This is a genomic window from Bradyrhizobium sp. B097 (genome assembly GCF_038957035.1).
Taxonomy (GTDB): Bacteria; Pseudomonadota; Alphaproteobacteria; order Rhizobiales; family Xanthobacteraceae; genus Bradyrhizobium.
Window position 1 is genome coordinate 8,008,850 of the sequence record NZ_CP152412.1, and the last position, 26,735, is coordinate 8,035,584.

A 26,735-nucleotide genomic window follows, 5' to 3' on the forward strand; every position below is an offset into this window, starting at 1 on the left:
GGAATGCCGGCGAAGCGTCGGGCGGCTTGCGGCGCGGGAAGCGCACCGGCAGCCGCGACGGAATCGCTAGCAGGCTAGTATGACACTTGCTTTGCAAGTTGGTGCGCCCCGATCGCAAACAGGTTCAGGCAGCCGGCCCTGCTGACACCATGCTGTCAGCAGGACGGGCGTAAGCAGACCTCGTGCGGGTGCAACCCCGGACGGGGATTGGGAGGCAGCGCGGCATGCACGATCGCTCATCTGACGTCGCCCAAGAGCGCTCGACCCTGATCACGTTCGTTCTTGGCCTTGGCGCATTCCTGATCCTGTTCGATGTGACCGCGGTCGTGGTCGCCATGCCGGCCATTGCCGGGGATCTCGGGTTCGCCGTCGCCGGTTCCGCCTGGGTCATCGACGCCTACAGCCTCGCCCTCACCGGCGCGCTATTGGCATCAGGCGCGCTTGCGGACCGCTTCGGCCGGCGGCGCGCGATGCTGGCCGGCAACATCGTGTTTCTGCTGGCGTCGATTGCCTGCGGCGCGGCGACCAGCGGTCCGTTGCTGCTCGCTGCACGCGTGCTGCAAGGTGTCGGTGCGGCCTTTCTGAGCACAGGCGCGATTGCGCTGATCGCGGGGGCGTTTCCGCATCAGGGTCAGCGGGCACGGGCCTTCGGCACCATCGGGGTGATCTCGGGCGTCGCCATGGCGCTGGGTCCGACGCTGGGTGGCCTGCTCGCCGCGTGGTTCGGCTGGCGCTGGATATTCTATGCCAACATCCCCTTTTGCCTGACGCTGGCCTTCGCCGTGCCGCGCGTCGTTGCCGAGGCGCATCAGCCCGGCGGGCGCCCGCTCGATCCCAAGGGTATCGTGCTGCTGACATTGTCGCTGGGTCTCGCAATCGACGCGCTGCTAAGGCACGACGCCGCGCCGATCGTGAGAGCGGCCGGCCTGATCGCAAGCGCGACGGCAGCATTCACATTCGTCCGGCAGCAGTGGCGCAGTCCGCATCCGGTGCTCGACCCGCGCGTATTCGCAACGGCGCCGATGATCGGGGTCGGCACATCGCTGACCTCCATCCAGTTTGGCTACTGGGCCGTCCTGGTCTATCTGCCGCTGTTCTTGAGCACCGGCCTGCATGTGAGCATGGAAGTGGCGGGGGTGGCGCTGCTGGCGGCGACGCTGCCGATGCTGCTGGTGCCCTTGCTGGGCGGCCGCTTCGTCACCCAATGGGGCTGGCGGCTGTTCTTCATGGTGGCGCTTGGCATCATCGCATCAGGAGATGTGTTGCTCGTGGTGGCGGCGCTGACCGCCGATGCTGCAATGCGCGGCGTCGCAACGGTCGCCGGCATGCTGACGATCGGCATTGGCGCTGCGCTGGCCAACCCGCAATTGGGCAGCGTCGCCCTGGCGTTGGCTCCGCCCGCGCAGGCCGGTATGACCTCAGCGATGACCATGATCGTCCGTCAGGCCGGCTTTGCCATCAGCATTGCCGGGCTGGGGGCGACGCTCGGGACAACGGATACGGCGCCGGCGTTCGCGGCCCCGTTCGTCCTCGCGGCGCTCGGGGCGATTGCCGGCGTGGTCGCAGCGGCGGTCCTGTTTCCTGCAGCGGAGAGCGGAGCGTCCGTAAGCCGGACGGAGCAGCGGTAGGGTACCCTCTTTCGTCATTCCGGGGCAGCCCGAAGGGCTGAGCCCGGAATTCATTTCGCCACAAATGATACGGCCCGATGGATTCCGGGCTCGTGCTTCGCACGCCCCGGAATGACGAGGAGAGAGACACTCACGCCTCCCGCGCGTAGCTCTTCAATCTCGCTTCCAGCACCGCGATCACCTGGTCGCGGACCGGATCGCGGGAGCCTTTCAGCCAGGCGGCGGCGAGCGGCAGGCGGCCGGTGCTGCTGCCGCGCTTGAGCTTGAGGGGAACGAAACGCACGCCCGGGATCGCCATCCGCGCGGTCCAGCGCGGCACGATGGCAACGCCGAGCCGTGCTGCGACCATGTTGACGATGGTCTGCTTCTCGTCGGCGATCTCCTGGATGCGCGGCGTCAGCCCGGCCTCGTCGAACAGTTTTGTCGTGAGATCGTGGCTGTGCGGCCGCGAGCGGCGCTCCGGCACGATCAAGGGCTGATCGGCGATGTCAGCCAGCACGATCTGCTTGCGCCGCGCCAGCCTATGCTTGTGCGACAGCGCCACCACAGCGGTCTCCTGCAGCAGCGGAAAAAACTCGATGCGCCGGTCGGGCCGCTCCGGTGGGCGCACGAAAGCGAGATCGAGCGCGCCCGACAACAGCTTCGGCAGCAGCCGGATGGTCTTCTCCTCGAGCAGCTGCACGGCAACCTCCGGATGGGCGGCGCGGAGGTCACGCAGCAGCGGCGGCAGCAGCCCGGCGGCCGCGCTGTCGATCGCGCCGATCCGGAAGCGCCGCGCCAGCGGCTTGCGCAGCCGGCGACGAAAGCCGTCCTCGATCGCCTCGGCGCGGCCGAGCAGCGCCCGTCCCTCGCGCAGCAGCACAGAGCCGTCCTCGGTCAACGACACCGCGCGCGTGGTGCGCGCGAACAGCCGCACCCCGAGATCCTCCTCCAGCAGCTTGATGTGGCGGCCCAGCGCCGACGGCATCATCTGCAGGCGCTGCGCGGCGCGGCCGAAATGCAGTTCCTCGGCGGCCGCCACGAAGCAGCGAAGCTGGTGCAGTTCCAAGAGGCACTCCAGTGCTAGCCGGCGTCATTGCGAGCGCAAGCGAAGCAATCCATTGGGACCGCATATGCGGAGCGATGGATTGCTTCGTCGCTTCGCTCCTCGCAATGACGGGCGACGGCGGCGATTATATCATTTTTTTGTATAAACCGGCGCGGATTGAATCGGAAGGGCGCGCGCCTCTAGGCTTCTCAATGGCGCGGCAAAATGCGCCGTCCCAACAAACAAGACGAACCCGGGGAAGCCCATGGAAAGCGAGCTTGGCACGCGCGTGTTGCGCAAGATCTCACTGCGCATCGTGCCGTTCATCATGCTGCTGTACTTCGTGGCCTTCATCGACCGCGTCAATATCGGCTTCGCCTCGCTGACCATGAACAAGGACATCGGCCTGTCGCCGGCGGTCTATGGCTTCGGCGCCGGTATCTTTTTCTGGGGCTACTTCCTGTTCGAGGTGCCCTCCAACATCATCCTGCACAAGATCGGCGCGCGGATCTGGATCGCGCGGGTGATGATCACCTGGGGCCTGGTCTCGGCGGCGATGGCGCTGGTGCAGGGCGCGACCAGCTTCTACGTGCTGCGCTTCCTGCTCGGCGCCGCGGAGGCCGGCTTCTTCCCGGGCATCATCCTCTACCTCTCCTACTGGTTCCCGGCGCGGCAGCGCGCCGCCGTCACCGCGCTGTTCATGGCCGCCGCGCCGCTCTCGACCGTGCTCGGCTCGCCGGTCTCCGGCGCGCTGCTGGAGATGGACGGCCTGTTCGGCTTCAAGGGCTGGCAATGGCTATTCGCGCTGGAGGCGGTGCCCGCCGTGCTGCTCGGCTTCGTCGTACTCGGCTTCCTGACCGACCGGCCGGAGCAGGCCCGATGGCTCGCCGACGACGAGCGCGCCTGGCTGGTCAAGACCATGAAGACGGAGACCGACGGCAAGGCTGCGACCGCGAGCCATAGCGTCTGGCGCGGCCTTGCGGATCCTCGCGTGCTGGCGCTGTCGCTGGTCTATTTCGGCACCTCGGCCGGGCTCTATACGCTCGGCGTGTGGGCGCCGCAGATCATCAAGGCGTTCGGCCTGTCGTCGCTGCAAGTCGGCTTCCTCAACGCGGTGCCGGCGACCATCGCCGTGATCGCGATGATCCTGTGGGCGCGGCATTCCGACCGCACCGGCGAACGCACCTGGCACGTCGTGATCGCCTGCCTGATCGCGGCCGCAGGACTTGCGCTTGCCGGACTGTGGACCGGCCTTGCTGCCGTGATCGCGGCGCTGACCTTGGTCAATATCGGCATCTCCTCATCGAAGCCGCCGCTGTGGAGCATGCCGACCATGTTCCTGTCAGGCTCAGCCGCAGCGGCCGGGATCGCCACCATCAACTCGATCGGCAATCTCGGCGGCTTCGTCGGCCCCGCGATGATCGGCTGGATCAAGGAACGCACCGGCAGTTTCGAGGGCGGCCTCTATTTCGTCGCTGGCCTCCTGGTGCTGTCAGCCGTGCTCACGCTGCTGCTGTCGCGCGCGCAAGGCGCGCCGGCACCAGCCGAACCGCAACCCAATCCCGTGCGAACCCGCTAACCATTGATCCGGAGACAACCCATGCGTACCCATTCCATCGCCGCCATTCCCGCCGACGGCATCGGCCCCGAAGTGATCTCCGCGGGTGTCCGCGTGCTTCAGGCGCTGGCCAAGCGCTCGGGCGACATCAGCTTCAACGTCAAGACCTTCGACTGGGGCTCGGACTATTACAAGAAGCACGGCGTGATGATGCCGGCCGACGGGCTGGCCGATCTGAAAAACTTCGACGCGATCTATTTCGGCGCGGTCGGCGCGCCCGACGTGCCCGACCACATCACGCTGTGGGGCCTTCGCTTACCGATCTGCCAGGGCTTCGACCAATACGCCAATGTGCGGCCGACAAAAATCCTGCCCGGCGTCGCCTCGCCGCTGCGCAATGTCGGCGTCGGCGATCTCGACTGGGTGATCGTGCGCGAGAATTCCGAAGGCGAGTATGCCGGGATGGGCGGCCGCGCCCACAGGGGCCTGCCGGAAGAGGTCGGCACTGAAGTGGCTGTCTTTACTCGTGTCGGCGTGACGCGGATCATGCGCTACGCGTTCCAGCTCGCGCAGTCGCGGCCGCGTAAATTCCTCACCGCGGTGACGAAGTCGAACGCGCAGCGCCACGGCATGGTGATGTGGGACGAGATCGCGGCCGAGGTGGCCAAGGAATTCCCCGACGTCACCTGGGACAAGATGCTGGTCGACGCCATGACGGTGCGGATGACGCTCCATCCGAAGAGCCTCGACACCATCGTTGCGACCAATCTGCATGCCGACATCCTGTCGGATCTCGCAGGCGCGCTGGCCGGCAGCCTCGGCGTCGCGCCGACCGGCAATATCGACCCGCAGCGCCGCTTCCCCTCGATGTTCGAGCCGATCCACGGCTCGGCCTTCGACATCACCGGCAAGGGCATCGCCAACCCGGTCGCGACCTTCTGGACCGGCGCGCAGATGCTGGAGCATCTCGGCGAAAAGGACGCCGCCGCGCGCCTGATGGCCGCGGTCGAGAAGGTGTGCGCGGCCGGCGTGCTGACGCCCGACGTCGGCGGCACGGCGACGACCAGGGAAGTGACCGACGCCGTGATCGACGCGATCCATGGATCGAATGTGTGAGGGGGCGGTAGCCAGCCGCGAACTCCGTCCGCCTCTCCCGCTTGCGGGGGAGGCCGGGTCGCATCGCAGATGCGATCCGGGTGGGGGTTCTCTCCACCATACGACTCGCGGTGAGAGCCCCCACCCCACCCTCCCCCGCAAGCGGGAGAGGGAGCCGGCCAGCGTGCTCACCTGACAAGGGCGCTGGCACGCCCCTTCCGATACCGCAACTGGGGAACAAACCGTGCTACCCGATCTGACCAGACGACACTTCATGACTGCTGGAGGACTATCGATCATGGCCGCGATGACGGGGATACAGCCGGCGGACGCCGCGACATGGCGCGACGAGATCCGCGCCATCGCGTTCGACGTCCAGGGGACGTGCGTCGATTTCTATCAGCCGATCCTGCGCGCGGGGCAGGCCGTCAACGCCGCGAAGGGGCTTGCGATCGACTGGGCCAGGCTCTCGAGCGAATGGCGCGATCTTTATCGTGCCGCGCTCGACGACGTGATCGCCGGCAAGCGCCCGTGGATTCGGGTCGACCGCATCTATCGCGAGGCGCTGGACGTTCTGCTCGATCGCCACGGCCTCTCGGAGGCCTTCTCGAGCGACGAGCGCGACGAACTGAACATGGTGTGGAGCAAGCTCGACGCATGGCCCGACAGCGTCGAAGGCCTCGCGCGCCTGCGCAGCCGGTTCGTGACCTCGACCTTGTCGAATGCCGGCATGGCCGCGGTGGTGGCGGTGGTCAAGCACGCCAAGCTGCCATTCGACGCCGTGCTGACCGCGGAGCTTGCTCACAACTACAAGCCGTCACCGGCGGTGTATCAGCTCGCCGTCGACTACCTCGGTTATCCCGCCGACAAGATCCTGATGGTCGCCTGCCACAAATACGACCTGAAGGCGGCCCGCGCCTTCGGCATGCGCACCGCATTCGTCGCCCGTCCGCTGGAATTCGGGCCGGCGGCGAAGGTCGACGTCGCGCCGGAATCCTGGATCGACCTTCACGCGGACAGTTTTACGCAACTCGCCGACTTGCTCGCCCCGGCGTGACGACGAGCGGGGCCACTTTTCCGGATTATGCTCCAGGCGCACCCGCCTCGGCGCAATTGGTCAGCCGTGCCGGCACGCCGACGGCGGTGCAGCCGGCCGGCACATCCGATGTCACCAGCGCGCCGGCGCCGACCTTGGCGAAATCGCCGATAGAAAGGTTTCCGATCAGCGTTGCGCCGGCGCTGAGCAGCACGCCGCGGCCGATCGTCGGGGCGTGGCGCGGGTCATCCTGATGCCGCGCGATGGTGACGTTCTGCAGGATCGTGACCTCGTCGCCGACGGAAGCCAACGCGCCGATGATAATGCCGGTGCCGTGATCGAGGAAAACCGCCGTTCCGATCCGGGCCGATGGGTGAATGCTGATCTGCAACTGGTCCGCCGCCGCACTGTGCATCAACAGCGCGAGGTCGGGGCGATCGTGGCGCCACAGCCAGTTCGACACCCGCCAGGCTTGCAGCGCGACGTAGCCCTTGAAGTTGAGCAGCGGCGGCAGCAAGCCCGTGATCGCCGGGTCGCGGCGCACGATGGCAACCAGATCGGTGGCCGCGGCATCGACCAACGCAGGCTCGGCCGCGAACGCTTCGCGGGCGGTCCGCATGAACTGCGCGCGATCGGCTTCGGCGCGGCAGATAGCCCGGCCGATCAGGAAGGCGAGCGCGCCGACGAGGTCGCCCTGATCGAGGATGAAAGCAGCCGAGGCCTCGAGAAAGCGATCGGCGACAACAGCAGCTTCCGCTTCGCGCCGGATCGCAAGCCAGAGATCGTCAGAACTCGCCGTCGCAGATGCCGCCATCACTTCACCTCATCGCCCGGATTCCGACGATAGAGTGGGCATGGCTGCCGCACAACGCAAACCGCCCGCTTGCTTGTCGCAAACGGGCGGCTCAGGCCATCAGGTGTTATGGGGGCACATCGCCTGAGGGCTCAGTGCTTGCCTCGCGGGATCAGCTCTGCGGCGGCTGATCGGTCGGCGGGGTCGGACGGGTCTTGTGCTGCGCCATGAAGGCGTCGAACTCTTCCTTGTCCTTGGCGTGGCGCAGGCGATCGAGGAAGTTCTTGAACTCGACCTGCTCTTCCTCGAGCCGGCGCAGCGTGTCCTGGCGGTACTCGTCGAAGGCGCGGTTGCCGCTGGTGGGCGGGCCGAAGCCGCCGAACGGGAAGCCGCGGCGCTCCATGCGGCTCTTCATCCGCTCCATCTTGTCCTGCATGCGCTCCATCTTGTTCGCCCAGCGATCCTGATCGTAGTGACTCCAACAGGCCATTTTTCTGCTCCCGAGTGTGAAAAAGAGAAGGGCGAGGCCGATCGGCCACCAGATCATGAAGCCGAGGATGATCCCGGCAATCTTCAGGGGATGCCACGGCGTCGCGTAGAAGTAGGGGCGGTAGGGCTCTTCGACGGGGCCGCGCCAGCGATTGACATCAGCGGTGTAGGCCATTTCCTTCTCCATGACGGCATCACGCCGTTGTGAATGTAAATAACATTTACATAGATAGCCGAGCCCTTGGGAAAGTCAAGCAGAGCAGATGACGCACCCCTCGGATTATTTTTAGGCCTGTCGTTGAACCTTATTTCGGCTTGCCCCACGGGCCGGATCTGTCGCCGGCCGGCTCTTCGTCGGCTGCCGCGGTTCCCGGCCTGCGATCGGTGAGGAAGCCAAGGCCGCGCAGATAGATCAGCACTTCGGCCTCGAGCAGATCCTCCGGCGACATCGGCAGCTTGCGCCGCGCGGCATCGCCGCGGCCGAACAGCGAGGCGACGCCGTGCGACATCGACCAGATATGCAGCGCCATCATCATCGCCGGCGGGCGCGGTGTGCCGGGCGGCGCCAGCGCCGCGAGCCGCTCGGCGGCGGCGCGAATGATCGCAAACGCGCGCTCGCTTGCCGCCATCAAGGTCGGATTGGAATCGACCGGCAGGCCGGATTCGAACATCGCGGAGTAGAACGCGGGCTCCTCGCGCGCGAAGGCGAGATAGGCCTTGCCGACCCGCTCGAACGCCGAGACGGTGTCGGGACGGCCGTCGTCCCAGGCCTGCGTGAGCAGGGATTCGAATTGCTCGAAGCCGCGTTGCGCGATGCTGGCGATCAGCTCGTCACGGTCGCGGAAGTGGCGGTAGGGTGCGGCGGGGCTGACGCCGGCCATTCGCGCGGCATCGGCGAAGGTGAAGCCGGCCGGCCCCTTCTTCGAGATCAGGTCGAGGGCTGCCTGCAACAACGCCTCTTTGAGATTGCCGTGATGATAGCCGCGCTCGGCGCGGCCTTGGTCCTTGCGCCAGCTCATGTGAACGGCTTTTACATGAGCCGGCGGTAAAGGTCACTAGCGGCCAGGCCGGCGGTTCATCAAGATTAACGGATCGGTGGCGCAGGCTTGCTGCTCTCGCTTGACCAGAGTCGCCCGGCTCAAGCCAATGGCTCCATCTTCCCCTTCCCCCTGCAAGGGGGAAGGTCGGGATGGGGGGACAGACGCAGGCGGCGCTGCAAGTGGAGAGAGTAGATCCCCACCCGCTTTGCTCTGGCGAGCAAAGCGACCTCCCCTTTTCAAGGGGAGGTCAATGCCCCCCGCCCTGTCGTCCCGGGGACTACCGTCCCGGGATCGGCAGCACCGGCATGATCTCCACGGCCTCGCCCGGGAAGATCGAAAAGTGTGGGTGGTTCTCGAACAGCTTTGCCGCCGCCTCATGCGAGGGCGCGCGCACCACGGTGAAGCCGGTCATCAGATTGGCGATGTCGGCGGTGCCGCCGGCTCCGACATGCTTGGTCTTGCCGAGCGGCCCGCCCATCTCGACGATCACGTCGTGGTGCTTCTCGACCCAGGCGCCCCACGCGGCCATGCCCTGCTGCTCCTTGGCACGCCGTTCGGCCTCCGGCAGCGCATTCCAGGCTGCCATGCGCGAACCGGATTTGCCGCCGCCGAGATAGACGGCAAGGAAGGTGTTGCTGCTCATCGTGCTTCTCCGTTGTGGTGGTTTGACGATCGGTTGGTGCTACGATGACGCTTTGGAGCGGCATCGCTTCTCGTTTGAGATCTAGCGCAGCGCCTTGCCCCAGCCGCCCTGTGGATGTTCGAAGGTCGCGGCCGCCTGCTGCACTTCCTCGGAGAAATCCGCCATCTCCTGCACCTGGCGAATTTCGATCATCTCGTTCGCGGAGGCCGGGCACTGCTTCGCCCATGCGATCGCTTCGGCGCGCGAGGCGACCTCGATCATCCAGAAGCCGCCGATCACTTCCTTGGCCTCGGTGAACGGACCGTCGATCACCACCGGCAGGCCGGTGTCGAACTTGACGCGCGCGCCTGAGGCCGGCGGATGCAGGCCTTCCAGCGTGATCAGCACGCCGGCGTCCTTCAGCGCCTGATTGTATCGCATCATCGCGGCGACCCGTTCCGGGTCGAGCTCGAGCTTGGCCGGCGCGGACTCGTAGCCGAGTGGGATCATCAGCATCATGAAACGCATTTGAATGACATCCTTTGGTTTGATGTCATTCCGGGCGTGCCAAGCACGAACCCGGAATGACGGTCGAATATTACTTCCTTCCAGCCTGCGCACGCAGGCGCTCTCCCTGCTCGCGCAGCTCGGGCGTTAGCGCCTCGCCGAAATCCTCCGCGGCAAACACCTGGCGGATCTCGATCTCGGAGCCGCCGCCGAACGGCGCGCGCTTCATCCAGTCGATCGCTTCATCGAGCGAGGAGGTCTCGATCAGCCAGAAGCCGCAGACCAGATCGCCGGTCGGGCTGAACGGCCCGTGGCTCACGGTGCTCTGCCCGCCGGCATATTTGACGCGCGCGCCCTTGTTGGTCGGATGCAGGCCCTCGCCGGCCTGCATCACGCCGGCCTTGACCATCTCCTCGTTGAACTTGCCCATCGCGGCAAGCAGCTCGGTGCTCGGCATCACGCCGGCCTCGGTATCCTTGTTCGCCTTCACGATCACCATGAACTTCATCGTCCTGCTCCGTTGTCTCTGAGCCGATCTCAGCACCGGCGCTCGATTGAACGACGATGCAGAGTTTGCGATTCCGACACGGGGTTTGAAATTATTCTCGAGGTCATTGACGCACGCTCCGGGCTAGTCATCGATCGCCTGATAGGCGAGCGTCCAGAAATCGGCGAACACCGCGGGCGGCTGCGGCGAATCCATCATGCGCTGGGTCAGCAGGATTCCCGTCATCGTTTCGCGCGGGTCGGAATACCAGGAGGTGCCATAACCGCCGTCCCAGCCGTAGCGACCCGGCACGTGACAGAGATCGTCGCGCACAGTGAACACCGACAGCCCGAGACCCCAGCCGCGCGAACCGAGCAAGAACTCGGAGCCAAGTTTCTGCTCCGGCGTGATCTGGTTCGACGTCATCAGCTCCACCGAGGGACGCGACAGGATGCGCTCGGTGCCGAGCCGCCCGCCATTGAGCAGCATCTGCGCGAAGGCGTTGAAATCATCCGCGGTCGACACCAGCCCGGCACCGCCGTTCTGGAACGCCGGCGGCGCCGCGTATCTGCCGGTCGCAGGTTCGTCGAACACTTTCAGCGTGCCGGTCGCAGGATCGCCGCCATAGCACGTCGCAAGCCGCGGCAGCTTGTGCTGCGGCACGTGGAACGCCGTGTCGCTCATGCCGAGAGGTCCAAAGATCCGCTCCTGCAGAAAGTCCGCGAACGAGATTCCGGCAACACGCGCGATCAGGACGCCGAGGATCAGGCTCCCGGTGTTATAGAGCCAGCGTTCGCCGGGCTGATAGGCCAGCGGCAGCGTGCCGTAGCGGCGCAGCAATTCGTCCGGCGGAAACGACGGAAACACCGGCCCGGGCGCAAAGCCGGCATCCGCGATCGCCATCTGGATCGGATAGCGCGCCGGAAACACCGGGATCATGCCAAGCCCGAGACGGAAGGTCAGAAGGTCGCGCAGCGTGATCGCGCGCCTGGCCGGCACCGTGTCGTGGATCTCGGATTCGATGGTGCGCAACACACGGCGATCGGCGAGCTCGGGCAGCCAGCGATCGATGGGATCGTCGAGCTTGAGCCGGCATTCCTCGACCAAAATCATCGCGGCGACCGCCGTCACCGGCTTGGTCATCGAGGCGATGCGGAAGATGGTGTCGCGCTGCATCGGCGGCCCGTCCACCGCCATGCGGCCAAGCACATCGGCATGGATTTCGCCGCGACGGCTGACCAGCGCCACGAGACCCGGAACGTCGCCACCATCGACATGGCGTGCCAGCACCTCGCGCATGCGTCCGAGCCGTGCCTGCGACAGGCCGCTGCTTTCACTTGCAATGGACATTTTCCAGGTTTCCTTCGCAGAATTCGTGCTCGCCTGCGACGATCGCGCGAGCGATATCACCGAGGCCGCCTCATCGATCCTGCCTGACCAGTTCGCCGTCCTGATGCGACGGACCGAAATAGACGTCAATGCGCGACACCTTGTCGCCGTCGAACACGAAGAACTCGGTGTTGCGGAAGCTCTTGCCGTCCCGAGCAACGCAGCGATAGGTGACGAAAGCCTCAACGCCGTCGACCATGATGCGCTCGATCTCGTGACGGCCGATCCAGCCAGAGTCGCGCCAGCACTCGGCGAAATAGCGCGGCTTGTCGATGTTCTCGCCATAGGGCGTCGAGAAGCGGAAATCCTCCGCGAACGCGGCCTCGACGCTCGCGCGGTCATTGGCGAGATAGGCGGCGAAGATCCCGCGGATGATCTCGGCCCTGTTGCCAGCTGCAGCCATGTCGTCTCCACACAGATGTCGCCCGGGCCCCTCGGCGCGACCGGCGCTCCAGAACCCGGGCTTCAGGGAGATGACGAACGGGGCGGCGCGAAAACGACATCGCGCCGCATTTATTTTCGGGGTCCTGATCGGACCTCAGGTTCCTTTTTCAGGTTTCCTTTTCAGTCCTCCTTGGGGAACATGCCGAAATAGGGCTCGGCTTCCTTGAGGACGCGCGCGAAGGACGGCCGCGCCTTCAGCCGCTCGAGATAGGCCGCCAGATGCGGATGGCCCTCCCCGATCGGCTCGACCTTATTGCCATAGAACAGCGCCGGCGCGGCGGCGCAGTCGGCCAGCGAGACCTGCTCACCCATCATCCAGCCGCCATGCGCGAGCTGCTGGTCGAGGATCGAATAGGAGGTGCGGAGCTGCGCCCGCGCCTCGGCGACGCCACGCGGATCCCTGCTGTCCGCTGGACGCAGCCGGTCGCCGACGATCCTCTGCAACGGCAGATGGACGTAGAGATCGAGGAAGCGGTCGCGCAGCCGGGTCTGCAACGCAAGCTCCGGGTCGTCAGGAATCAACTTGACGGTGCCGGGATAGTGCCGGTCGAGATATTCGATAACGATGCTCGATTCAGGCACCGCCTCGCCGCGCGTCTCGTCGTGAAGGACAGGAAAGCGGCCGATCGGCGACAGCGCGAGCAGCGCCGCGCGTTCGGCGGGATCGCCAAGATTGACCATGTTCGGCGTGAACGGCGCGCCGTTCTCGTAAAGCGCGACCAGCGCCTTCCAGCAGAACGAGGACAGCGGGTGGTAATGCAGGGTCAGTGACATCAGAACTCCATCATGGAACCAGTATCCGGAGGACGAACCTGAGACCGCCCTGCCGACATCTCGTGTGGCAATTATTTTGGCCGGCGCCGGGAACGGGCATCGACGCGACGCGGATTCGTCAAGCACGCGAATCGAGGTGCTAGACCAATCCGTGAAACGCTCAGCAATATCAGCCTTCGTAATAGATCTATCAGCGTTGCTGAAGGACACGCGTTGCGATCATCTGCATCAGACCAAAGTTGCCATCGATTTTCGTCCGTAAGAGTGAACATCGCATCGCGACTATGGATGTCAACTTGCCCATCAGAAAACTGCTTCGCAAACTGATCCTCGAAGGATGGACAGCCCTGGCTGGTGGCCGTGTATCCTTCGAGACGCCCGCTGTGCGGGCTCCTCAGGATGACGGGGAGAGAATCACCCGCGCGCGGCGCCGCCACGTCGGCGCGACAACTGGCTGATGGTCGTCCAGTCCGATCGCAGCAAAGCTTCCTTCTTCCCGCGGCCCCAACGTGATCAAGAGCAGAATGGAGTAGCAGTTCTCTCATGATCCACTCAAACTTGTCCCCGTCATCCTGAGGTGCGAGCTCAGCGGCGCACTTACGGCGCTGGGCGAGCCTCGAAGGATGTGCGGCCCGGCTGGTGGCCGTGCACCCTTCGAGGCTCGCTGCGCTCGCACCTCAGGGTGACGGGAAACAGGTCCGGTTGACACCGCGAGACAAAGGTCGCAGACGGTCGGGACTTGCTGCCCGAACCGATGGACCATCCGATGAATTCCACTTCCCCCAAAGTCGCACTCGTGACCGGCGCCGCGCGCGGCATCGGGCTCGCCGCAGCGAAGCGCTTTCTCGCTGACGGCTGGCGCGTCGCGCTGCTCGACATCGAGGGCGAATTGCTGCGCGCCGCGGTCGCGGCATTGAAGCAGCCTGACGCGACGCTGGCGCTGACCTGCGACGTATCGGATGCCGCCGGTGTAACCGAAGCGATCGCGGCGATCACGGACCGCTTCGGCCGGCTCGACGCGCTGGTCAACAACGCCGGCATTGCCGTGTTCACGCCGGTGCTGGAGACTTCGGACGCCGACTGGAACCGGATCATGGCGGTCAACCTCACCGGCCCGTTCCTGTGCACCAAGGCGGCCGCGCCTGTGATGCGCGAGCATGGCGGCGGCGCGATCGTCAACATCACCTCGATCTCGGCGGTGCGCGCCTCGACGCTGCGCTCGGCCTACGGCACCAGCAAGGCCGGCCTTGCGCATCTCACCAAGCAGCTCGCGGTCGAGCTCGCCTCGCTCGGCATCCGCGTCAACGGCGTCGCACCCGGGCCGGTCGAGACCGCGATGGCCAAGGCCGTGCACACGCCGGAGATCCGCGCCGACTATCACGACGCCATCCCGCTCAACCGCTACGGTCTGGAAGAGGAACTGGCGGAAGCGATCTTCTTCCTGTGCTCAGATCGCGCCAGCTACATCACCGGCCAGATCCTCGCCGTCGACGGCGGCTTCGACGCCGCCGGCATCGGCCTGCCGACCCTGCGCGGCCAGCGGCGGAATGGGTAGCGCCTTTCTGTAGCAGCACTCCTCCTCGTTGCCCGTCACCCTGAGGAGCGCGCTCTTGCGCGCGTCTCGAAGGGTCGACGGCCCGGCCGGTGGCCGATCCATCCTTCGAGGCTCGCTGCGCTCGCACCTCAGAGTCTGACTCCAAATGAGCTGAGTATTTTCAGGGCGTAGCGAGGCGTCGGGTCAAGAGTCTGAGATGGGCTACGAGGAGCCAGGCGACCTCAGTTGAGGCGGAGCCCTCGAAATCTCTGGAGAGGCGGCGACACCTGCCGAACCACGCGAAGGTGCGCTCGACGACCCAGCGTCGTGGTAAGAGCTGGAAGCCTTTGACCCCAGGCGGCCGCTGAACGATCTCAATGGTCCATGGCCCGCAATGGGAGAGCGCGCCAACAAGCTGCTTTCCGCGATAAACCCGGTCAGCAAAGACATGACGCAGCTTCGGAAAGCGCTCTCGCACGCGCTCCAGTAGGGGGACTGCACCATGCACGTCCTGAACATTGGCTGGGTGAACGTGGACGGCCAGCAAGAGACCGTTGGTATCGGTGACGATGTGCCGCTTACGTCCGTTAACACGTTTGCCCGGATCGAAGCCGCGCGGGCCGCCGGCTTGTGTCGTCGAAGCGCTCTGACTGTCGATGACGGCCGCCGTCGGTGTCGGCTTGCGGCCGAGTTTGCGCCGTGCCTGTCGGACCAGAGCCTTCACGATCCTGTGCCATCGGCGAGTATCGCGCCAAGTATAGAAATAACCTTGCACCGTCGAGTACGGCGGGAACTCCCGCGGCAGAGCGCGCCATTGGCAGCCGGTGGACAGAATGAACAAAATGGCCTCGACCACCTTGCGCAGATCAACCTTCCGCGGGCGGCCCAATCGACGCCGACCCGGCAACTTCCTGGCTATCAGACGCCACTCCGCGTCGGTCATGTCGCTTGCATAGCGCAGTCCGTTCCGCAGATACTGAGCACGAGTGATTTTGGTCCATGGCATGGTGCACTCCCTCGAATCTTCGCAAATCCGAAGGAATCACAGCCGACTGAAATCACTCACTGCTTTTTCGGTCAGGCTCTCAGGATGACGGGACAAGGAGCGGCGCAGTTGGCCTACCGCCCATTCACTGCAACAACGCGCCAGGCGCCCGGCAGCCGATCGATCCGCGTCAGCGACAGCGGATCGATAACGAAGCGCAGCGCGAGCTCCGGCGCGAGCTCGAGCGCGATTGCGAGAATCGCGCGGATGGTGCCGGAATGCACGACCAGCACGACATCACCGGCCGGCAGGCGCGCCAACCCTGCCCGAGCCCGCGCGATCTGATCGGCAAAACTTTCGCCGCCGGGCGGCCGGTTGGTCCCCGGTGAATTCCAGAACGCGCGATAGGCCGCCGCGCCGAGCTCGGCCTCGATCTCGCTGTGGCGACGGCCGGTCCAGTCGCCAAAATCCTGCTCGCGAAAGGCATCATCCGCCGTTGCCGTGAGGCCGAGCCGCACGGCGGTCTCACTTGTGCGCCGCGCCGGACTGCAGACCGCGACAGCGTCAACCGGCAGCATGGCCTGCAGCGCTGCAAAGGCCGCGGCATCGCCGAGATCCGCGGGCGCATCCGGCGCATGGATCACGCCGCGCGGACCGTCGACCGGCGCGTGGCGGATCAACCAGAGATGCGTTTCGCGGTCCATCGCTGCAGGAGCCCTTCCATTCTGACCAGGGCGTGTACTCATGGACAGTCGATACCTGATTTATCGGGCAAGGCGGAAATGCGTTAACGTGCTCGGCACGAGCTGGTCCCCCTCCACTATCACGAGACCTCAAGCCCGCTATCATCCGGCCATTTTTTGGACAAGACTGACGGGAGTGCTGGGGGCTAATCGACCCTAACGGATAACCGAGTCGGCACGCTTGGGTGACATTGGATGGAAAGGGAAGCGCCAGTGAACTCCACCCCCACCCCGAACCCAGTCGAATCGAACGATGGCCTGGCCACGCGCGCCGACGAAAGACTCGCAGAAACCCACAAGCAGATCACGCGCGCCAATGAAGACCTCGCGCGTTTGAGTGAACAGCTTGCAAGAATGGAGCGCGATGCCGCGTCCCCAGCTCCGGCGCAACCTGCCCCGCCTTCGGTCGGACCCAACCCTGCCGCTTCCGAGCCTGGCCCTACCTCTTCCGGACCTCGCTCGCGATCGCCGCGCCGAATGCCGGGATTCCGCGCTCTCGCCGGCTTGTCGCTGGCAGCATGTATCGTTGTCGCTGCGCTGGCTTTGCAGTCGTCGTATGGTCGAGGAGCCAAGCAGATTGTCGCCCGTTGGGTGCCTCAGCTCGTTTCAACTCCGTCATTGCCCTCGGATAATCCGCCGCTTGCGGCGCAGCCCGCTCCACCCACCGTTCAGGTCGCAGCGGCAAACGCAGCTCCGCCCCAAGCGACGCCCCCAATTCAGACCGCACCGCCGCAGGACGCCGCGCCGGCAGCCAATACAGCTCTTCCCGACCAGGCGCAGCTGCTGCAAACGATCGCCCGCAACCTCGAAAATGTGGAGCGAAGTATCGAGCAGCTCAAGGCGGATCAGCAACAGATGGCCCGCGCGAACTCCAAAGCCATTGAGGAACTCAAGGCGAGCCAGGAAGAAATGAAACGGACCCTAGCGAAGGTCTCCGAGCCGAAGCCGTTACCGCTTCCGACGCCGCCGACCCCAAGCGTGCGCAAGCCCGAGCGGACGTCCCAGCCCCCGTATACAAGAGCGCGGCCTCCAATCTCCAGGGAGTGGCTCTACGACGATTGGTGACGGTCGATGCAATGCTCATCGATGTCTTGTCCCGCAACAGCGCCTCGATCGGCGCGGCTTCCAGTTCTGGCCCATAGCTGAATTTCGCGCCGGCTGTTGCATGGGATCGCATCATCTTCACGCGAACCAGTATCCGCTTCGCTCGAAACGCTCTAACCGAGCCGCGCCGCGAGCAACACCAGGATCGCGGTCTCCGCAACCTGCTCGGTACCGCCAAGCACGTCGCCGGTCTGGCCGCCGATCTGCCGCTTTGCCAGCAGCGCCATGATCAATGCGCTGGAGCCTGCCGCGATCGCCGCCAGCAGCGCGCTGCCGAAGGGCAGAGCGAGGAGTGCGATCGCCAGCGCGATGCCGGCTGCGATCACCGCAATCGTGCCATCGGGCCGGCCGGCATTGGCCGCGAGCCCATCCCTGCGCGCGTAGGGCAGGCTGATCGCGATCCACGGCAGCACGCCGCGGCCGAGCGCATGCGCCGCGATCAGGCTCTGCACCACCATGCCGTCCGGAAGCGCCGCCAGCGCCGCAAGCCTGGTGGCAAAGCTCACCACCAGCGCCAGCGCGCCATAGGTGCCGAGCCGGCTGTCGCGCATGATCTCGAGCTTGGCCGCTACATCGCGGCCGCCGCCGAATCCGTCGGCGACATCGGCGAGCCCGTCCTCGTGCAGCGCGCCGGTCAACAGCGCGCCGCCGCCGAGCGCCAGCGCCGCCGCGGCGAGGTCCGGCACGCCGATCGTCCGCAGCAGCAGACAGATCAGGCCGATCGCCGCCCCGATGCCGGCGCCGACCAGGGGAAACAGCCGCTGCGCCCGGGCAAAGCCCTCCTGCCGCGTGCCGTCCGGATGCGGCATCGGCAGCCGGGTCAGGAAGGCGATGGCGGTCCTGAGATCGTCGAGCCATTGATTCATGGTGAAGGCCTGAAAATTGAACTAAAGCGCGATGAGATCGGGCTGAATCTCATCGCGCTTTAGCTTCTTGTTAGGGCATGATCTCCGCGCAAATGCTACGCATTTGTCGCGAGGGAAAACCGCTTCACACTTTTCCGGATCATGCTTTAGTTTGCGGCCCGCTCGACGAGGGAATCGCATGCAGTTCAGTACTCTAGACGACATCCGCAGCTTTTGTCGCGAGCTGCCCGACGGCGACGCGGCGAGCGCCGCGGCCGCCACGCTGCGCCAGCAGAACCTGACCAAGCCGCCGGGCAGCCTCGGCCGGCTGGAAGAGGTCGCGATCTGGCTCGCGCGCTGGCAGCGGCGCGAGATCCCCCGCCTCGACCAGGTCACGATCGCCGTGTTCGCCGGCAATCACGGCATCGCCGAGCGCGGCGTCTCCGCCTTTCCCTCCGAGGTCACCGCGCAGATGGTGGCGAATTTCGCCGCGGGGGGTGCCGCGATCAACCAGATCGCCAAGCTTGCCGGGGCCGAGCTGCGCGTCGAGCCGCTCGAGCTCGCACGTCCGACCCGCGATTTCACGATGGCGACCGCGATGGACGGCGCCGATTTCCTCGTCGCCTTCGACACCGGCTGGCGCACGGTGCCGGAGCGATGCGATTTGCTCGTGGTCGGCGAGATGGGCATCGCCAACACCACGGTCGCCGCCACGCTGTGCGCGGCGCTGATGGGCGGGCGTGGTGCGCGCTGGGCCGGCCGCGGCACCGGCGTCGACGATGCCGGCCTGCTGCGCAAGCGCACCGTGATCGATACCGCGCTGAAGCTGCATCGCAGCCTGCTTGACGATCCGCTCGCCGTCGCCGTCGCGCTCGGCGGCCGCGAGCTCGCGGCGATCGCGGGCGCCGTGCTGGCAGCGCGGGCAAGATCGATCCCGGTGCTGCTCGACGGCTTCGTCGCGACATCGGCGGTGCTGCCGCTGGCGCGGCTTGCGCCCAACGGTCTCGCACATTGCCGCGCCGGGCATGTCTCGGCCGAGCTCGGCCATCGCCAGTTGCTGCGCGAATTGCAGCTCGCGCCCCTGCTCGATCTCGAGATGCGGCTCGGCGAAGCCTCCGGCGCAGGGGTTGCGATCCTGCTGCTACGCGCAGCGCTCGCCTGTCATGGCGGCATGGCGACCTTTGCCGAGGCCGGCGTCTCCGGCGCGGGCTGAGGCCTCGGAATGGCCGAACAACGCCCAAGAAGGCGGTGCATATCGTCCATCCAGGTCGACAATCTTCGCGTGCGCAGCATGACCTCTACGCGTTGGAGGCCTAACCTTTGCCCCCGGTGAGGCGCCGTCGGCGCCTCAGCCGGCTGAACCAGAGACCGGGGAGAAATCGCGTCATGTCGGGAGTCCTCATCAATCTGATCATTCAAGTCATCAGCGGAGCCGTCGGCGGCAATGTCGCCGCCGGAGCGGCCAAGAACATCGATCTCGGCACGCTCGGAAACACCATCGCAGGCGCCATCGGCGGCGGCGCGGGCGGACAGCTTCTGGGCATGCTGATTCCGCTGCTCGCCAATTCCGCCGCGACGCCGGACATCGGCAGCATCATCGGACAGGTCGCCGGCGGCGGCGTTGCCGGTGCAGTGCTGACGGCGATCGTGGGCGCGCTCAAGAACCGGGCAGCCTGAGCCCCGCCTGTCACTGCGAAAGGGGCATCGGTCTTAACGATGCCCCATTCCGGCGCGAGCCTTGCGGCTTCGGATGCGGCGGGACCTCGACCGCATCGTCGGCAGGGATTGCGCTGATGAAAATGTTTGTCGCGGCGGCGGCCCTCTGCGCAACGATTGGCTGTGCACAAGCCGACGTCCGCATCCTCGCCAGCCCCGGCGGCCAGGTCGGTCCGTTCATCGACCTGTTCGACAAGGTGCGCGAGTCAGGCGAGCGCGTGGTGATCGACGGGCCGTGCCTGTCGGCCTGCACGCTGGTGCTCTCGATGGTGCCGGGCGATCGCATCTGCGTGACGCGGCGCGCCGTGCTCGGCTTCCACGCCGCGCGCTCGATCGACCGGCGCGGCCGAACCTATGCGGAGCCGGAAGCATCCGAGGCGGTGCTGGAGGCCTATCCGGCGCCGGTGCGCGGCTGGATCGTGCGCCGCGGCGGCCTGACCTCACGCCTGCTGCTGCTGCGCGGCCGCGAGCTCGCCGCGATTTATCCGCGGTGCAGGTAGCGGCGCGAATTGCGTCTTTCTTCGCGCGGCGAAGCTACCGGACCGTCATCCTGAGGTGCGAGCCCTTGCGAGCCTCGAAGGATGAACGGCCACGAGCCCGGCCGTCGATCCTTCGAGGGCCGCTGAAGAAGCGGCCACCTCAGGATGACGGTCCAATCGGTTGTCGCGTGTTACATCTGCTGCGGGCAGTTCACCATCCAGGGGATGCCGAACTGATCGACGCACATGCCGAAGCCGTTGGAGAAGAAGGTCTTGCCGAACGGCATGGTGACCGTGCCGCCTTCGGACAGCGCCTTGAAGCGGCTCGCGGCCTCTGTGGGATCCTCGACCTGCAGCGAGACGTGAAACCCCTGCGGCTTCTGGAAGTGGCCGGGCGGGGCGTCGGAGGCCATGATGATCTCGCCGTCGATCGAGACCCTGGCGTGCATGATCTTGTCCTTCCATCCCGGCGGCGTCTGCATCTCCGGATTGCCCTCGCCGTAGGGATAGCTTTCCTCGATCCGCGCACCGAGAACCTTCTGGTAGAAGTTCAGCGCGGCGCCGCAATTGCCGTCGTAGGAGAGATAGGGGTTGACCTGCATCACATGCTCCCTGGGCTAGATTTTCGCTTTGACGCGATTTCTTCACGCGAACCGGTAACCACTTCGCCCGAAAACGCTCGCTATTTTTCAGTCAGCTTCTTCAGATTGGCGAGACCGACCTCGAAATCCTTGCCGATCATGTGATCCAGGTTCATGAACACCTGCATCACCTTCGACATGAAGACGGCCGGACCATACATGGTCCATGTGACGCTGGTCGCATCTCCCTGCGGCAGCATTGTGAACTCGGCGGTGTTGTGGCCCTCGAACGGCTTGAGGAAGTCGAGCTTGATGACGATCTTCGACGGCGCGGACGATTGCAGGATCTCCATGCGGCCGGTGCCGACATTCTTGTTGCCGTCCCAGGCATAGACCGCCCCCTGCCCGCGCCCGGCGCCGTCATAGCTACGCTTCATAGCCGGATCCCGGTTCTCGTAGGGCGACCAGACCGTCCACTGCCGGAAATCGTCGATCAATGGAAAGATCCGTTCGGCCGGCGCATTGATGCTGGTCGCACGCGTGACGCGGAACGTGCTCGGCTTGGTCGCCGCGAGGACGAGGATGACGGCAATCGCGACCGCGAGGATGACAGCGATGATGGCAATGGTCTCGAACATGATGGTCTCCAGGTAGATGAATTGAGAGGATAGCTCAGCGGCGGAACGGAAGCAGCGCGCGCAGATTGCCGTCGCGCAGATAGAGCCCGCCCCACACCATCAGGCCGAGATAGAGCCCGAACAGCGTGTGGCTGAACAGCGGGCTGCCGATCCGCACATGGGACGCGATCGCGCCGCCGAGATAGCCGGTGAGCAGGATGGCGCCGAGGATCGAGGTCGGCGGCACCGAGTACAGCAGCGTGCAGACGATGGTGATGATGCCGAGGCTGCGCGCCAGCGTGTCGCTCGCACCAAAGCCCATCTTGTCCATGGTCTCGGTGACGACAGGCAATGGCAACAGCTTGATCGCGCCATCGAACAGCAGGAAAAGGATAACCACGCCGCTCATGACGCGGCCGGTGATGCGGGCGGGCTTTGAGACTTCGGTGTCGACGGTCGTCGGCATGGCGGGCTCCGTAAGGCTTGGTGATGCTCTGCCTCCATGACGAACGACGGGGTACAGAGCCGACAAGGACGGTGAAGATTTTTCGCAGCCGACCAGAGTTGCGAGAGCGACGCACACGTTGATCAGCTCGCCCGGGGCTTACCCCTCTCCCCTACCCTCCCCCGCAAGGTAGGGGAATCGCATATGGCTGTGGAGTGGTGTTGCCAAGCGGTTGGAACTGGATTCTTTGGGTGTCTCTCGATTCCCGAGGGAGACCGGAATGCGCAAGCTCAAGCGCCTGTTTCGTCCGCTCAAAGACCCGCGCGCCAGCAACACCCGACACGATCTGGTTGAGATTCTCGTCATCGCCTTGGCGGCGACGCTGGCTGGCGCCAAGACCTGCACCGAGTTCGAGTTCTTCGGCAAAGGCCGAGAGGAGTTGCTGCGGCAATTCCTGGAACTCAGATGCGGTATCCCCAGCCACGACACCTTCAGCAACGTCTTCCGGGTGCTGGACCCGAAGGGGCTGGAAGCGGTTTTGCGCAAGTTCAGCAAGGGCTTCGGCATCAAGGGAGTAGTCAGCATCGACGGCAAGGCTCTGCGCGGGGCCTACGCGCGTGGACGGCAGGCCACGCCGTTGCATATGGTCAACGTCTGGGCCGCAGGCACGCGCATGGCGTTGGCTCAGCGGAAGGCTCCCAACCGCAACGAGGTTGCCGGCGTTCTCGAAGTCCTTGCCCTTCTCGATCTGGACGGTGCTCTTGTCACCGCAGACGCCTTGCATTGCCGACCCGACACGGCACAACGCATCCGTGACCGGAAGGGTCACTACGTGTTGGCCATCAAGAGCAATCGCGGTCGGCTGTTCAAAGCCGTCAAGACACTGCTCGACACCGTTCAAAAGCCGATGCGGGCGAGCCAGCGACCGACATCCGCTCACGGCCGCATTGAGCGCCGGCAGGCCACCGTCGCGCCAGCGCCGAACCTGGCAAAACAATACGACTTCCCTGCTATCGCCGCCGTCGGCCGGATCGACAGTTGGCGCGCCAGCGCCGGCAAGGCCGCTAAGCACACGGCCCGATATTTCTTGGCCTCGCGCCTGCTGTCGGCCAAGAAATTGCTCGACGTCGTGCGCGCCCACTGGGGGATCGAGAACAATCTGCACTGGGTTCTCGACGTTCTGTTCGATGAGGATGCCTGCCGCAGCCGCAAGGGTCATGCCGCGGAAAATCTCGCGGTCATGCGCAAGCTGGCCATCAATGCCCTGCAGGCAACCCCAGGTCCGTCTCGCATCAGTCACAAAATGCTCCAGGCCAGATGGAACAACGAATTCTTTCTCTCCGTACTTGGCCATATGCGATAGCCCTACCCCGCAAGGGGGGAGGGAGCCTGACCATCGTGCTCGCCTCACACAATCGGCTGGCGACGTTCGTGCTCTTACGTGAGGGAAGCCACCGGCAGAGGGGTTCCCTCTCCCCTTGGGGGAGAGGGTTAGGGAGAGGGGTGCCACACGGGAAGTTTCTCAACGTGCACTCGAACGAGGCACGACCAGCGACCGCTACTTCGCCTTCACATTGCGCGGCTGGCTGTCACGCATCAGGCGGTCGATATGCATGCGGATATGGGCGGCTTCGGCAGTGGTGTTGGCGAGCGCGATGGCACGGTCGAAGGTGACGCGGGCCTCCTCGTTGCGGCCGAGCTGCATCAGGAAGGCGCCGCGCACGCCGAAATAATGGAAATAATTGGAGAGTCGCGGGGCTAAGGGCTCGATCATCTCGAGCGCGGCTTGCGGCCCCTTCACCTTGGAGACCGCAACAGCGCGGTTGAGCGTGATCACCGGCGACGGCTGCATGATCTCGAGCGCGCCATAAAGCAGGTCGATCTGGGTCCAGTCGGTATCCTCGGGCTTTTCCGCGCGGGCGTGGAGTGCGGCGATCGCGGCCTGCACCTGATAGGGCCCGCTGCGGCGATGGCGCATCGCCTTGTCGATCAGCGCGAGGCCTTCGGCGATCAGCTTCTGGTTCCACAGGCTGCGGTCCTGGTCGTCGAGCAGGATCACCGCGCCATCCGTGTCGAACCGCGCGGCGGCGCGGGCGTGCTGCAACAGCAGCAGCGCCGTCAGCCCCATGATCTCCGGCTCGCTCTGGAATAGCCGCAGCAGTAGACGGGCCAGCCGGATCGCCTCCTCGCACAGCGGCGAGCGGATCTGCGCGGTGTCGCCGCTCGCCGAATAGCCCTCGTTGAAGATCAGATAGATCATCGCTGCGACCGAGACGAGCCGCTCGCTGCGCTCGACCGCGCCCGGGGTCTCGAACGGCACATTGGCGTCGGCGACGCGCGTCTTGGCCCGCGTGATGCGCTGCTCCATCGCGGCTTCCGAGACCAGGAAGGCGCGCGCGATCTGCTTCACTGACAGCCCGGAGACGATGCGCAGCGCGAGCGCGATCTGCTGGGTCGCCGGCAGATCCTTGTGGCAGCAGATGAACAACAGCCGCAGGATGTCGTCGCGGTAGTGCGAACCGTCGAGCCGCTCGGCGAGCTCTTCCTCGGCGTCGCCGAGATCGGAGATCGCCTGGTCGTCGTCGGGCAACGCCTCCTGCTTCTTGCTGCGCCTGATGTCGTCGATCGCGACATTGCGGCCGACCATGATCAGCCACGCCGCGGGATCGCGCGGCGGGCCGTTCTGTGGCCAGCTCTTCAGCGCCCGCAGGCAGGCGTTCTGGAAAGCTTCCTCGGCGGTATCGAGATTGCGGAAGTAGCGCAGCAGGGCGCCAACCGCCTGGGGACGCGCCGACGTCAGCGCGGCATCGATCCAGGCGGTGTCGGTCATGCTCACGCCTTCGTACCCCCCTGATTGAAGTAGCCGACCGGGCGGATCTCATAGGTGCCGCCGGGATTGGCCTCGCCGAGGTCGCGCGCGATGTCGAGCACCTCGTCGAGGTTCTTGCCCTCGACCAGATAGAAGCCGAGCAGCTGCTCCTTGGTTTCGGCGAACGGGCCATCGAGCACCAGCGGCGGGTTTTCCTTGCGCAGCGTGGTCGCCGCGGTGGTCGGCAGCAGCCGCGCCACCGGGCCGAGCCGGCCCTGCTTGGCGAGCTTGTCCTGCACGACCGACAATTTCTGCATGACCGAGGTGTCGTGCTCCTTGCTCCAGGAACCGACCATGTCTTCGTCATGATAGCAGAGGATGGCGTACAGCATCGAAAAGGCACCTCCGTTCATTGCAAGAACGAACGATTATGCCCGCTGCCGACAGGTGGAGCGAAAGAAATTTAAGTTCCGGATGTCGGCGATGGATTTGGCCGACGCTTCATGGCGGGCCGCGACAGACTGAAGGCTGAGGCCACAGCGATGGCGTGTCAGGTCATCGCCGTGACGACGATGCTGCGATCACCAATAGACACCGTAACGGGCGGCGATCCGGCGCGCCTTGGCCTCGTCGCTCTCGCGTCGGCTGGTCTGGCTCCGCTTCGCCGGACGCGACGCCTGCGGTCGGGAGGCCTCGGCCGGCTGCGCCTGCGACGGCGCCGGCTGGACTTCGGCCGCAGCGGGCGCAACGGCCGGTTGCGCCTGGGCGGGCGTGTCGGCATTTGCGAGCACGAGGCCGCGGCTCTGGCCGGCGTGCGCGGTGGTGGCAGCGGCTGCGATGAAAGCCGCGGTCAAGATCAGCTTGCGCATGGAAGTTCTCCCCGGTTGATGGCAGGAGACTAGGGAGCGGGCCATACCCGCTCTGTGATGCATATCACATTGATATTGGAGGTATCCAGATGGGTAAGGGCGCACTGGCGCTGCTGATCAATGGCGGCTCGGAAAACTGGTCGTCGGCGCGCTGGAAGGCGCGGTTCGACACGGTCTGCCCGGACCGCCGCGTGGTGCTGCTGCCGGACGGCACGCTCGATCCCGCCGAGGTGCACTATGCCGCGGTGTGGAAGCCGAAGCCGGGCGAGCTCGCGGCGTTCAAGAACCTGCGCGTGATCTTCAATCTCGGCGCCGGCGTCGACGCGCTGATGGCCGACCGCTCGCTGCCCGACGTGCCGCTGGTACGGGTCGCGGTCGGCGACCTCACCGATCGCATGACCGAATATGTCGTGCTGCATGTGCTGATGCATCACCGCCAGGAACTCTATCTGCGGGAGTCGCAGCGATTGAGGCGCTGGGCGCCGGACTATCAATGGGCGGCAAGCGCGATCACCGTCGGCGTGATGGGGCTCGGCACGCTTGGCGCGGCCTCGGCGCACGCGCTGCGCGCGCTCGGCTTCCGCGTCGTCGGCTGGAGCCGCAGCGAGAAGCGGATCGACGGCATCGCCTGCCACCATGGCACTGAGGGGCTGGACGCGTTCCTGCGCGAGACCAACATCCTGGTCTGCCTGCTGCCGCTGACGCCGGATACGCGCCACGTGCTGAACCGCGACGTGTTCGCAAAGCTCAACCGCGAGAGCCCGCTCGGCGCACCCGTGATCATCAATGCCGGCCGCGGCGGCTTGCAGAACGAATCGGACATTTTGCGCGCGCTCGACGACGGCACGCTGGGCGCCGCCTCGCTCGACGTCTACGAGACCGAGCCGCTGCCGCAAGACAGCCCGTTCTGGAGCCACCCGAAGGTGGTGCTGACGCCGCACAACGCCGCCGATACCGACGCCGACGAGATCTCGAAATACGTCGCGCAGCAGATCGCGCGCTTCGAGCAAGGCGGCGCGCTGGAGAATCTCGTCGATCGCAAGCGGGGGTATTGAGGCAGTGTCGTCCCTGCGAAAGCAGGGACCCATAACCACCGATGCTTATTGATGCGCGATAGTG

The 26,735-nt window shown here is 65.6% G+C and carries 30 protein-coding genes; 11 read left to right on the forward strand and 19 right to left on the reverse strand.

Annotation, left to right across the window (positions count from 1 at the left end; translation table 11 throughout):
* The first annotated feature begins 224 nt into the window (after positions 1–224).
* Positions 225–1,628 carry an MFS transporter gene (locus tag AAFG07_RS36820; RefSeq protein WP_342724524.1) on the forward strand — a complete coding sequence of 468 codons (1,404 nt, stop codon included), beginning with the start codon at positions 225–227 and terminating at the stop codon, positions 1,626–1,628.
* Between the two features lie 130 nt (positions 1,629–1,758).
* Here the strand turns inward: AAFG07_RS36820 and AAFG07_RS36825 are convergent, their stop codons facing one another.
* Positions 1,759–2,676 (reverse strand): LysR family transcriptional regulator, encoded by a 918-nt coding sequence (locus AAFG07_RS36825; protein ID WP_342724525.1) that lies wholly within the window; start codon positions 2,674–2,676, stop codon positions 1,759–1,761.
* 244 nt (positions 2,677–2,920) lie between these two features.
* Between AAFG07_RS36825 and AAFG07_RS36830 the strand changes: the two genes are divergently transcribed.
* From AAFG07_RS36830 to AAFG07_RS36840, 3 genes are all read left to right on the forward strand, one after another.
* Positions 2,921–4,234: an MFS transporter gene (locus AAFG07_RS36830; RefSeq protein ID WP_342724526.1), complete on the forward strand. Its 1,314-nt coding sequence runs from the start codon at positions 2,921–2,923 to the stop codon at positions 4,232–4,234.
* 21 nt (positions 4,235–4,255) lie between these two features.
* The gene (locus AAFG07_RS36835; RefSeq protein ID WP_342724527.1) at positions 4,256–5,329 is read left to right on the forward strand and encodes a tartrate dehydrogenase; all 1,074 of its coding nucleotides are present in this window, start codon (positions 4,256–4,258) and stop codon (positions 5,327–5,329) included.
* Between the two features lie 277 nt (positions 5,330–5,606).
* Positions 5,607–6,365, forward strand: coding sequence for a haloacid dehalogenase type II (locus AAFG07_RS36840; RefSeq protein ID WP_342724528.1), 759 nt, complete (start codon positions 5,607–5,609; stop codon positions 6,363–6,365).
* A gap of 25 nt (positions 6,366–6,390) precedes the next feature.
* Here the strand turns inward: AAFG07_RS36840 and AAFG07_RS36845 are convergent, their stop codons facing one another.
* From AAFG07_RS36845 to AAFG07_RS36885, 9 genes are all read right to left on the reverse strand, one after another.
* The gene (locus tag AAFG07_RS36845; RefSeq protein WP_342724529.1) at positions 6,391–7,158 is read right to left on the reverse strand and encodes a serine acetyltransferase; all 768 of its coding nucleotides are present in this window, start codon (positions 7,156–7,158) and stop codon (positions 6,391–6,393) included.
* A gap of 151 nt (positions 7,159–7,309) precedes the next feature.
* Positions 7,310–7,801 (reverse strand): DUF2852 domain-containing protein, encoded by a 492-nt coding sequence (locus AAFG07_RS36850; protein WP_342724530.1) that lies wholly within the window; start codon positions 7,799–7,801, stop codon positions 7,310–7,312.
* A gap of 130 nt (positions 7,802–7,931) precedes the next feature.
* A complete protein-coding gene (locus AAFG07_RS36855) occupies positions 7,932–8,645 on the reverse strand; it encodes a TetR/AcrR family transcriptional regulator (protein ID WP_229170721.1) in 714 nt (237 codons plus the stop codon).
* A 298-nt stretch (positions 8,646–8,943) separates the two neighbouring features.
* Positions 8,944–9,309 (reverse strand): YciI family protein, encoded by a 366-nt coding sequence (locus tag AAFG07_RS36860; protein WP_092123713.1) that lies wholly within the window; start codon positions 9,307–9,309, stop codon positions 8,944–8,946.
* 81 nt (positions 9,310–9,390) lie between these two features.
* Positions 9,391–9,816: a YciI family protein gene (locus AAFG07_RS36865; RefSeq protein ID WP_207833036.1), complete on the reverse strand. Its 426-nt coding sequence runs from the start codon at positions 9,814–9,816 to the stop codon at positions 9,391–9,393.
* Positions 9,817–9,886: 70 nt separating this feature from the next.
* Positions 9,887–10,303 carry a YciI family protein gene (locus tag AAFG07_RS36870; RefSeq protein ID WP_342724531.1) on the reverse strand — a complete coding sequence of 139 codons (417 nt, stop codon included), beginning with the start codon at positions 10,301–10,303 and terminating at the stop codon, positions 9,887–9,889.
* Between the two features lie 123 nt (positions 10,304–10,426).
* On the reverse strand, positions 10,427–11,632 hold the full coding sequence (locus AAFG07_RS36875; RefSeq protein WP_342724532.1) for a serine hydrolase domain-containing protein: 1,206 nt from the start codon (positions 11,630–11,632) through the stop codon (positions 10,427–10,429).
* Positions 11,633–11,702: 70 nt separating this feature from the next.
* The gene (locus AAFG07_RS36880; RefSeq protein WP_342724533.1) at positions 11,703–12,074 is read right to left on the reverse strand and encodes a nuclear transport factor 2 family protein; all 372 of its coding nucleotides are present in this window, start codon (positions 12,072–12,074) and stop codon (positions 11,703–11,705) included.
* A gap of 161 nt (positions 12,075–12,235) precedes the next feature.
* Positions 12,236–12,889, reverse strand: coding sequence for a glutathione S-transferase family protein (locus tag AAFG07_RS36885; RefSeq protein ID WP_342724534.1), 654 nt, complete (start codon positions 12,887–12,889; stop codon positions 12,236–12,238).
* 766 nt (positions 12,890–13,655) lie between these two features.
* Between AAFG07_RS36885 and AAFG07_RS36890 the strand changes: the two genes are divergently transcribed.
* Entirely contained in the window at positions 13,656–14,444 is a 789-nt protein-coding gene (locus AAFG07_RS36890) for an SDR family oxidoreductase (RefSeq protein WP_342724535.1), read from the forward strand.
* 160 nt (positions 14,445–14,604) lie between these two features.
* On the opposite strand, the gene AAFG07_RS36895 is transcribed toward AAFG07_RS36890, so the two are convergent.
* Positions 14,605–15,429 carry an IS5 family transposase gene (locus AAFG07_RS36895; protein ID WP_342722065.1) on the reverse strand — a complete coding sequence of 275 codons (825 nt, stop codon included), beginning with the start codon at positions 15,427–15,429 and terminating at the stop codon, positions 14,605–14,607.
* A 113-nt stretch (positions 15,430–15,542) separates the two neighbouring features.
* A complete protein-coding gene (locus tag AAFG07_RS36900) occupies positions 15,543–16,112 on the reverse strand; it encodes a histidine phosphatase family protein (protein ID WP_342724536.1) in 570 nt (189 codons plus the stop codon).
* A gap of 252 nt (positions 16,113–16,364) precedes the next feature.
* On the opposite strand from AAFG07_RS36900, the gene AAFG07_RS36905 reads away from it, so the two are divergent.
* Entirely contained in the window at positions 16,365–17,216 is an 852-nt protein-coding gene (locus AAFG07_RS36905) for a hypothetical protein (RefSeq protein ID WP_342724537.1), read from the forward strand.
* 152 nt (positions 17,217–17,368) lie between these two features.
* Here the strand turns inward: AAFG07_RS36905 and cobS are convergent, their stop codons facing one another.
* The gene (cobS, locus tag AAFG07_RS36910) at positions 17,369–18,121 is read right to left on the reverse strand and encodes an adenosylcobinamide-GDP ribazoletransferase (RefSeq protein WP_342724538.1); all 753 of its coding nucleotides are present in this window, start codon (positions 18,119–18,121) and stop codon (positions 17,369–17,371) included.
* A 178-nt stretch (positions 18,122–18,299) separates the two neighbouring features.
* On the opposite strand from cobS, the gene cobT reads away from it, so the two are divergent.
* The 3 genes from cobT (at position 18,300) to AAFG07_RS36925 (ending at position 20,316) form a co-directional block, all read left to right on the forward strand.
* Positions 18,300–19,313 carry a nicotinate-nucleotide--dimethylbenzimidazole phosphoribosyltransferase gene (cobT, locus tag AAFG07_RS36915; RefSeq protein WP_342724539.1) on the forward strand — a complete coding sequence of 338 codons (1,014 nt, stop codon included), beginning with the start codon at positions 18,300–18,302 and terminating at the stop codon, positions 19,311–19,313.
* Positions 19,314–19,486: 173 nt separating this feature from the next.
* Positions 19,487–19,777: a hypothetical protein gene (locus AAFG07_RS36920; RefSeq protein ID WP_342724540.1), complete on the forward strand. Its 291-nt coding sequence runs from the start codon at positions 19,487–19,489 to the stop codon at positions 19,775–19,777.
* Positions 19,778–19,893: 116 nt separating this feature from the next.
* The gene (locus tag AAFG07_RS36925) at positions 19,894–20,316 is read left to right on the forward strand and encodes a hypothetical protein (protein WP_342724541.1); all 423 of its coding nucleotides are present in this window, start codon (positions 19,894–19,896) and stop codon (positions 20,314–20,316) included.
* A 170-nt stretch (positions 20,317–20,486) separates the two neighbouring features.
* Here the strand turns inward: AAFG07_RS36925 and AAFG07_RS36930 are convergent, their stop codons facing one another.
* The 3 genes from AAFG07_RS36930 to AAFG07_RS36940 all read right to left on the reverse strand — a co-directional run bounded on the left by AAFG07_RS36930 (position 20,487) and on the right by AAFG07_RS36940 (position 21,959).
* A complete protein-coding gene (locus tag AAFG07_RS36930; RefSeq protein ID WP_342724542.1) occupies positions 20,487–20,897 on the reverse strand; it encodes a VOC family protein in 411 nt (136 codons plus the stop codon).
* Positions 20,898–20,977: 80 nt separating this feature from the next.
* Positions 20,978–21,514 carry an SRPBCC family protein gene (locus AAFG07_RS36935; RefSeq protein WP_342724543.1) on the reverse strand — a complete coding sequence of 179 codons (537 nt, stop codon included), beginning with the start codon at positions 21,512–21,514 and terminating at the stop codon, positions 20,978–20,980.
* 34 nt (positions 21,515–21,548) lie between these two features.
* Positions 21,549–21,959: a DoxX family protein gene (locus AAFG07_RS36940; protein ID WP_342724544.1), complete on the reverse strand. Its 411-nt coding sequence runs from the start codon at positions 21,957–21,959 to the stop codon at positions 21,549–21,551.
* Positions 21,960–22,218: 259 nt separating this feature from the next.
* Here AAFG07_RS36940 and AAFG07_RS36945 point away from each other — a divergent pair, with 259 nt between their 5' ends.
* Entirely contained in the window at positions 22,219–23,301 is a 1,083-nt protein-coding gene (locus AAFG07_RS36945; RefSeq protein WP_342724545.1) for an ISAs1 family transposase, read from the forward strand.
* A gap of 195 nt (positions 23,302–23,496) precedes the next feature.
* On the opposite strand, the gene AAFG07_RS36950 is transcribed toward AAFG07_RS36945, so the two are convergent.
* From AAFG07_RS36950 to AAFG07_RS36960, 3 genes are all read right to left on the reverse strand, one after another.
* Positions 23,497–24,774: an RNA polymerase sigma factor gene (locus AAFG07_RS36950; protein ID WP_342724546.1), complete on the reverse strand. Its 1,278-nt coding sequence runs from the start codon at positions 24,772–24,774 to the stop codon at positions 23,497–23,499.
* Positions 24,771–25,139, reverse strand: a complete 369-nt coding sequence (locus AAFG07_RS36955; protein ID WP_342724547.1) for a YciI family protein — start codon at positions 25,137–25,139, stop codon at positions 24,771–24,773. Before AAFG07_RS36955 ends, AAFG07_RS36950 begins: the two co-directional genes overlap by 4 nt.
* Positions 25,140–25,328: 189 nt before the next feature.
* Positions 25,329–25,616, reverse strand: coding sequence for a hypothetical protein (locus AAFG07_RS36960; protein WP_342724548.1), 288 nt, complete (start codon positions 25,614–25,616; stop codon positions 25,329–25,331).
* An 89-nt stretch (positions 25,617–25,705) separates the two neighbouring features.
* On the opposite strand from AAFG07_RS36960, the gene AAFG07_RS36965 reads away from it, so the two are divergent.
* Positions 25,706–26,671, forward strand: coding sequence for a glyoxylate/hydroxypyruvate reductase A (locus tag AAFG07_RS36965; protein ID WP_342724549.1), 966 nt, complete (start codon positions 25,706–25,708; stop codon positions 26,669–26,671).
* Positions 26,672–26,735 lie beyond the last annotated feature (64 nt).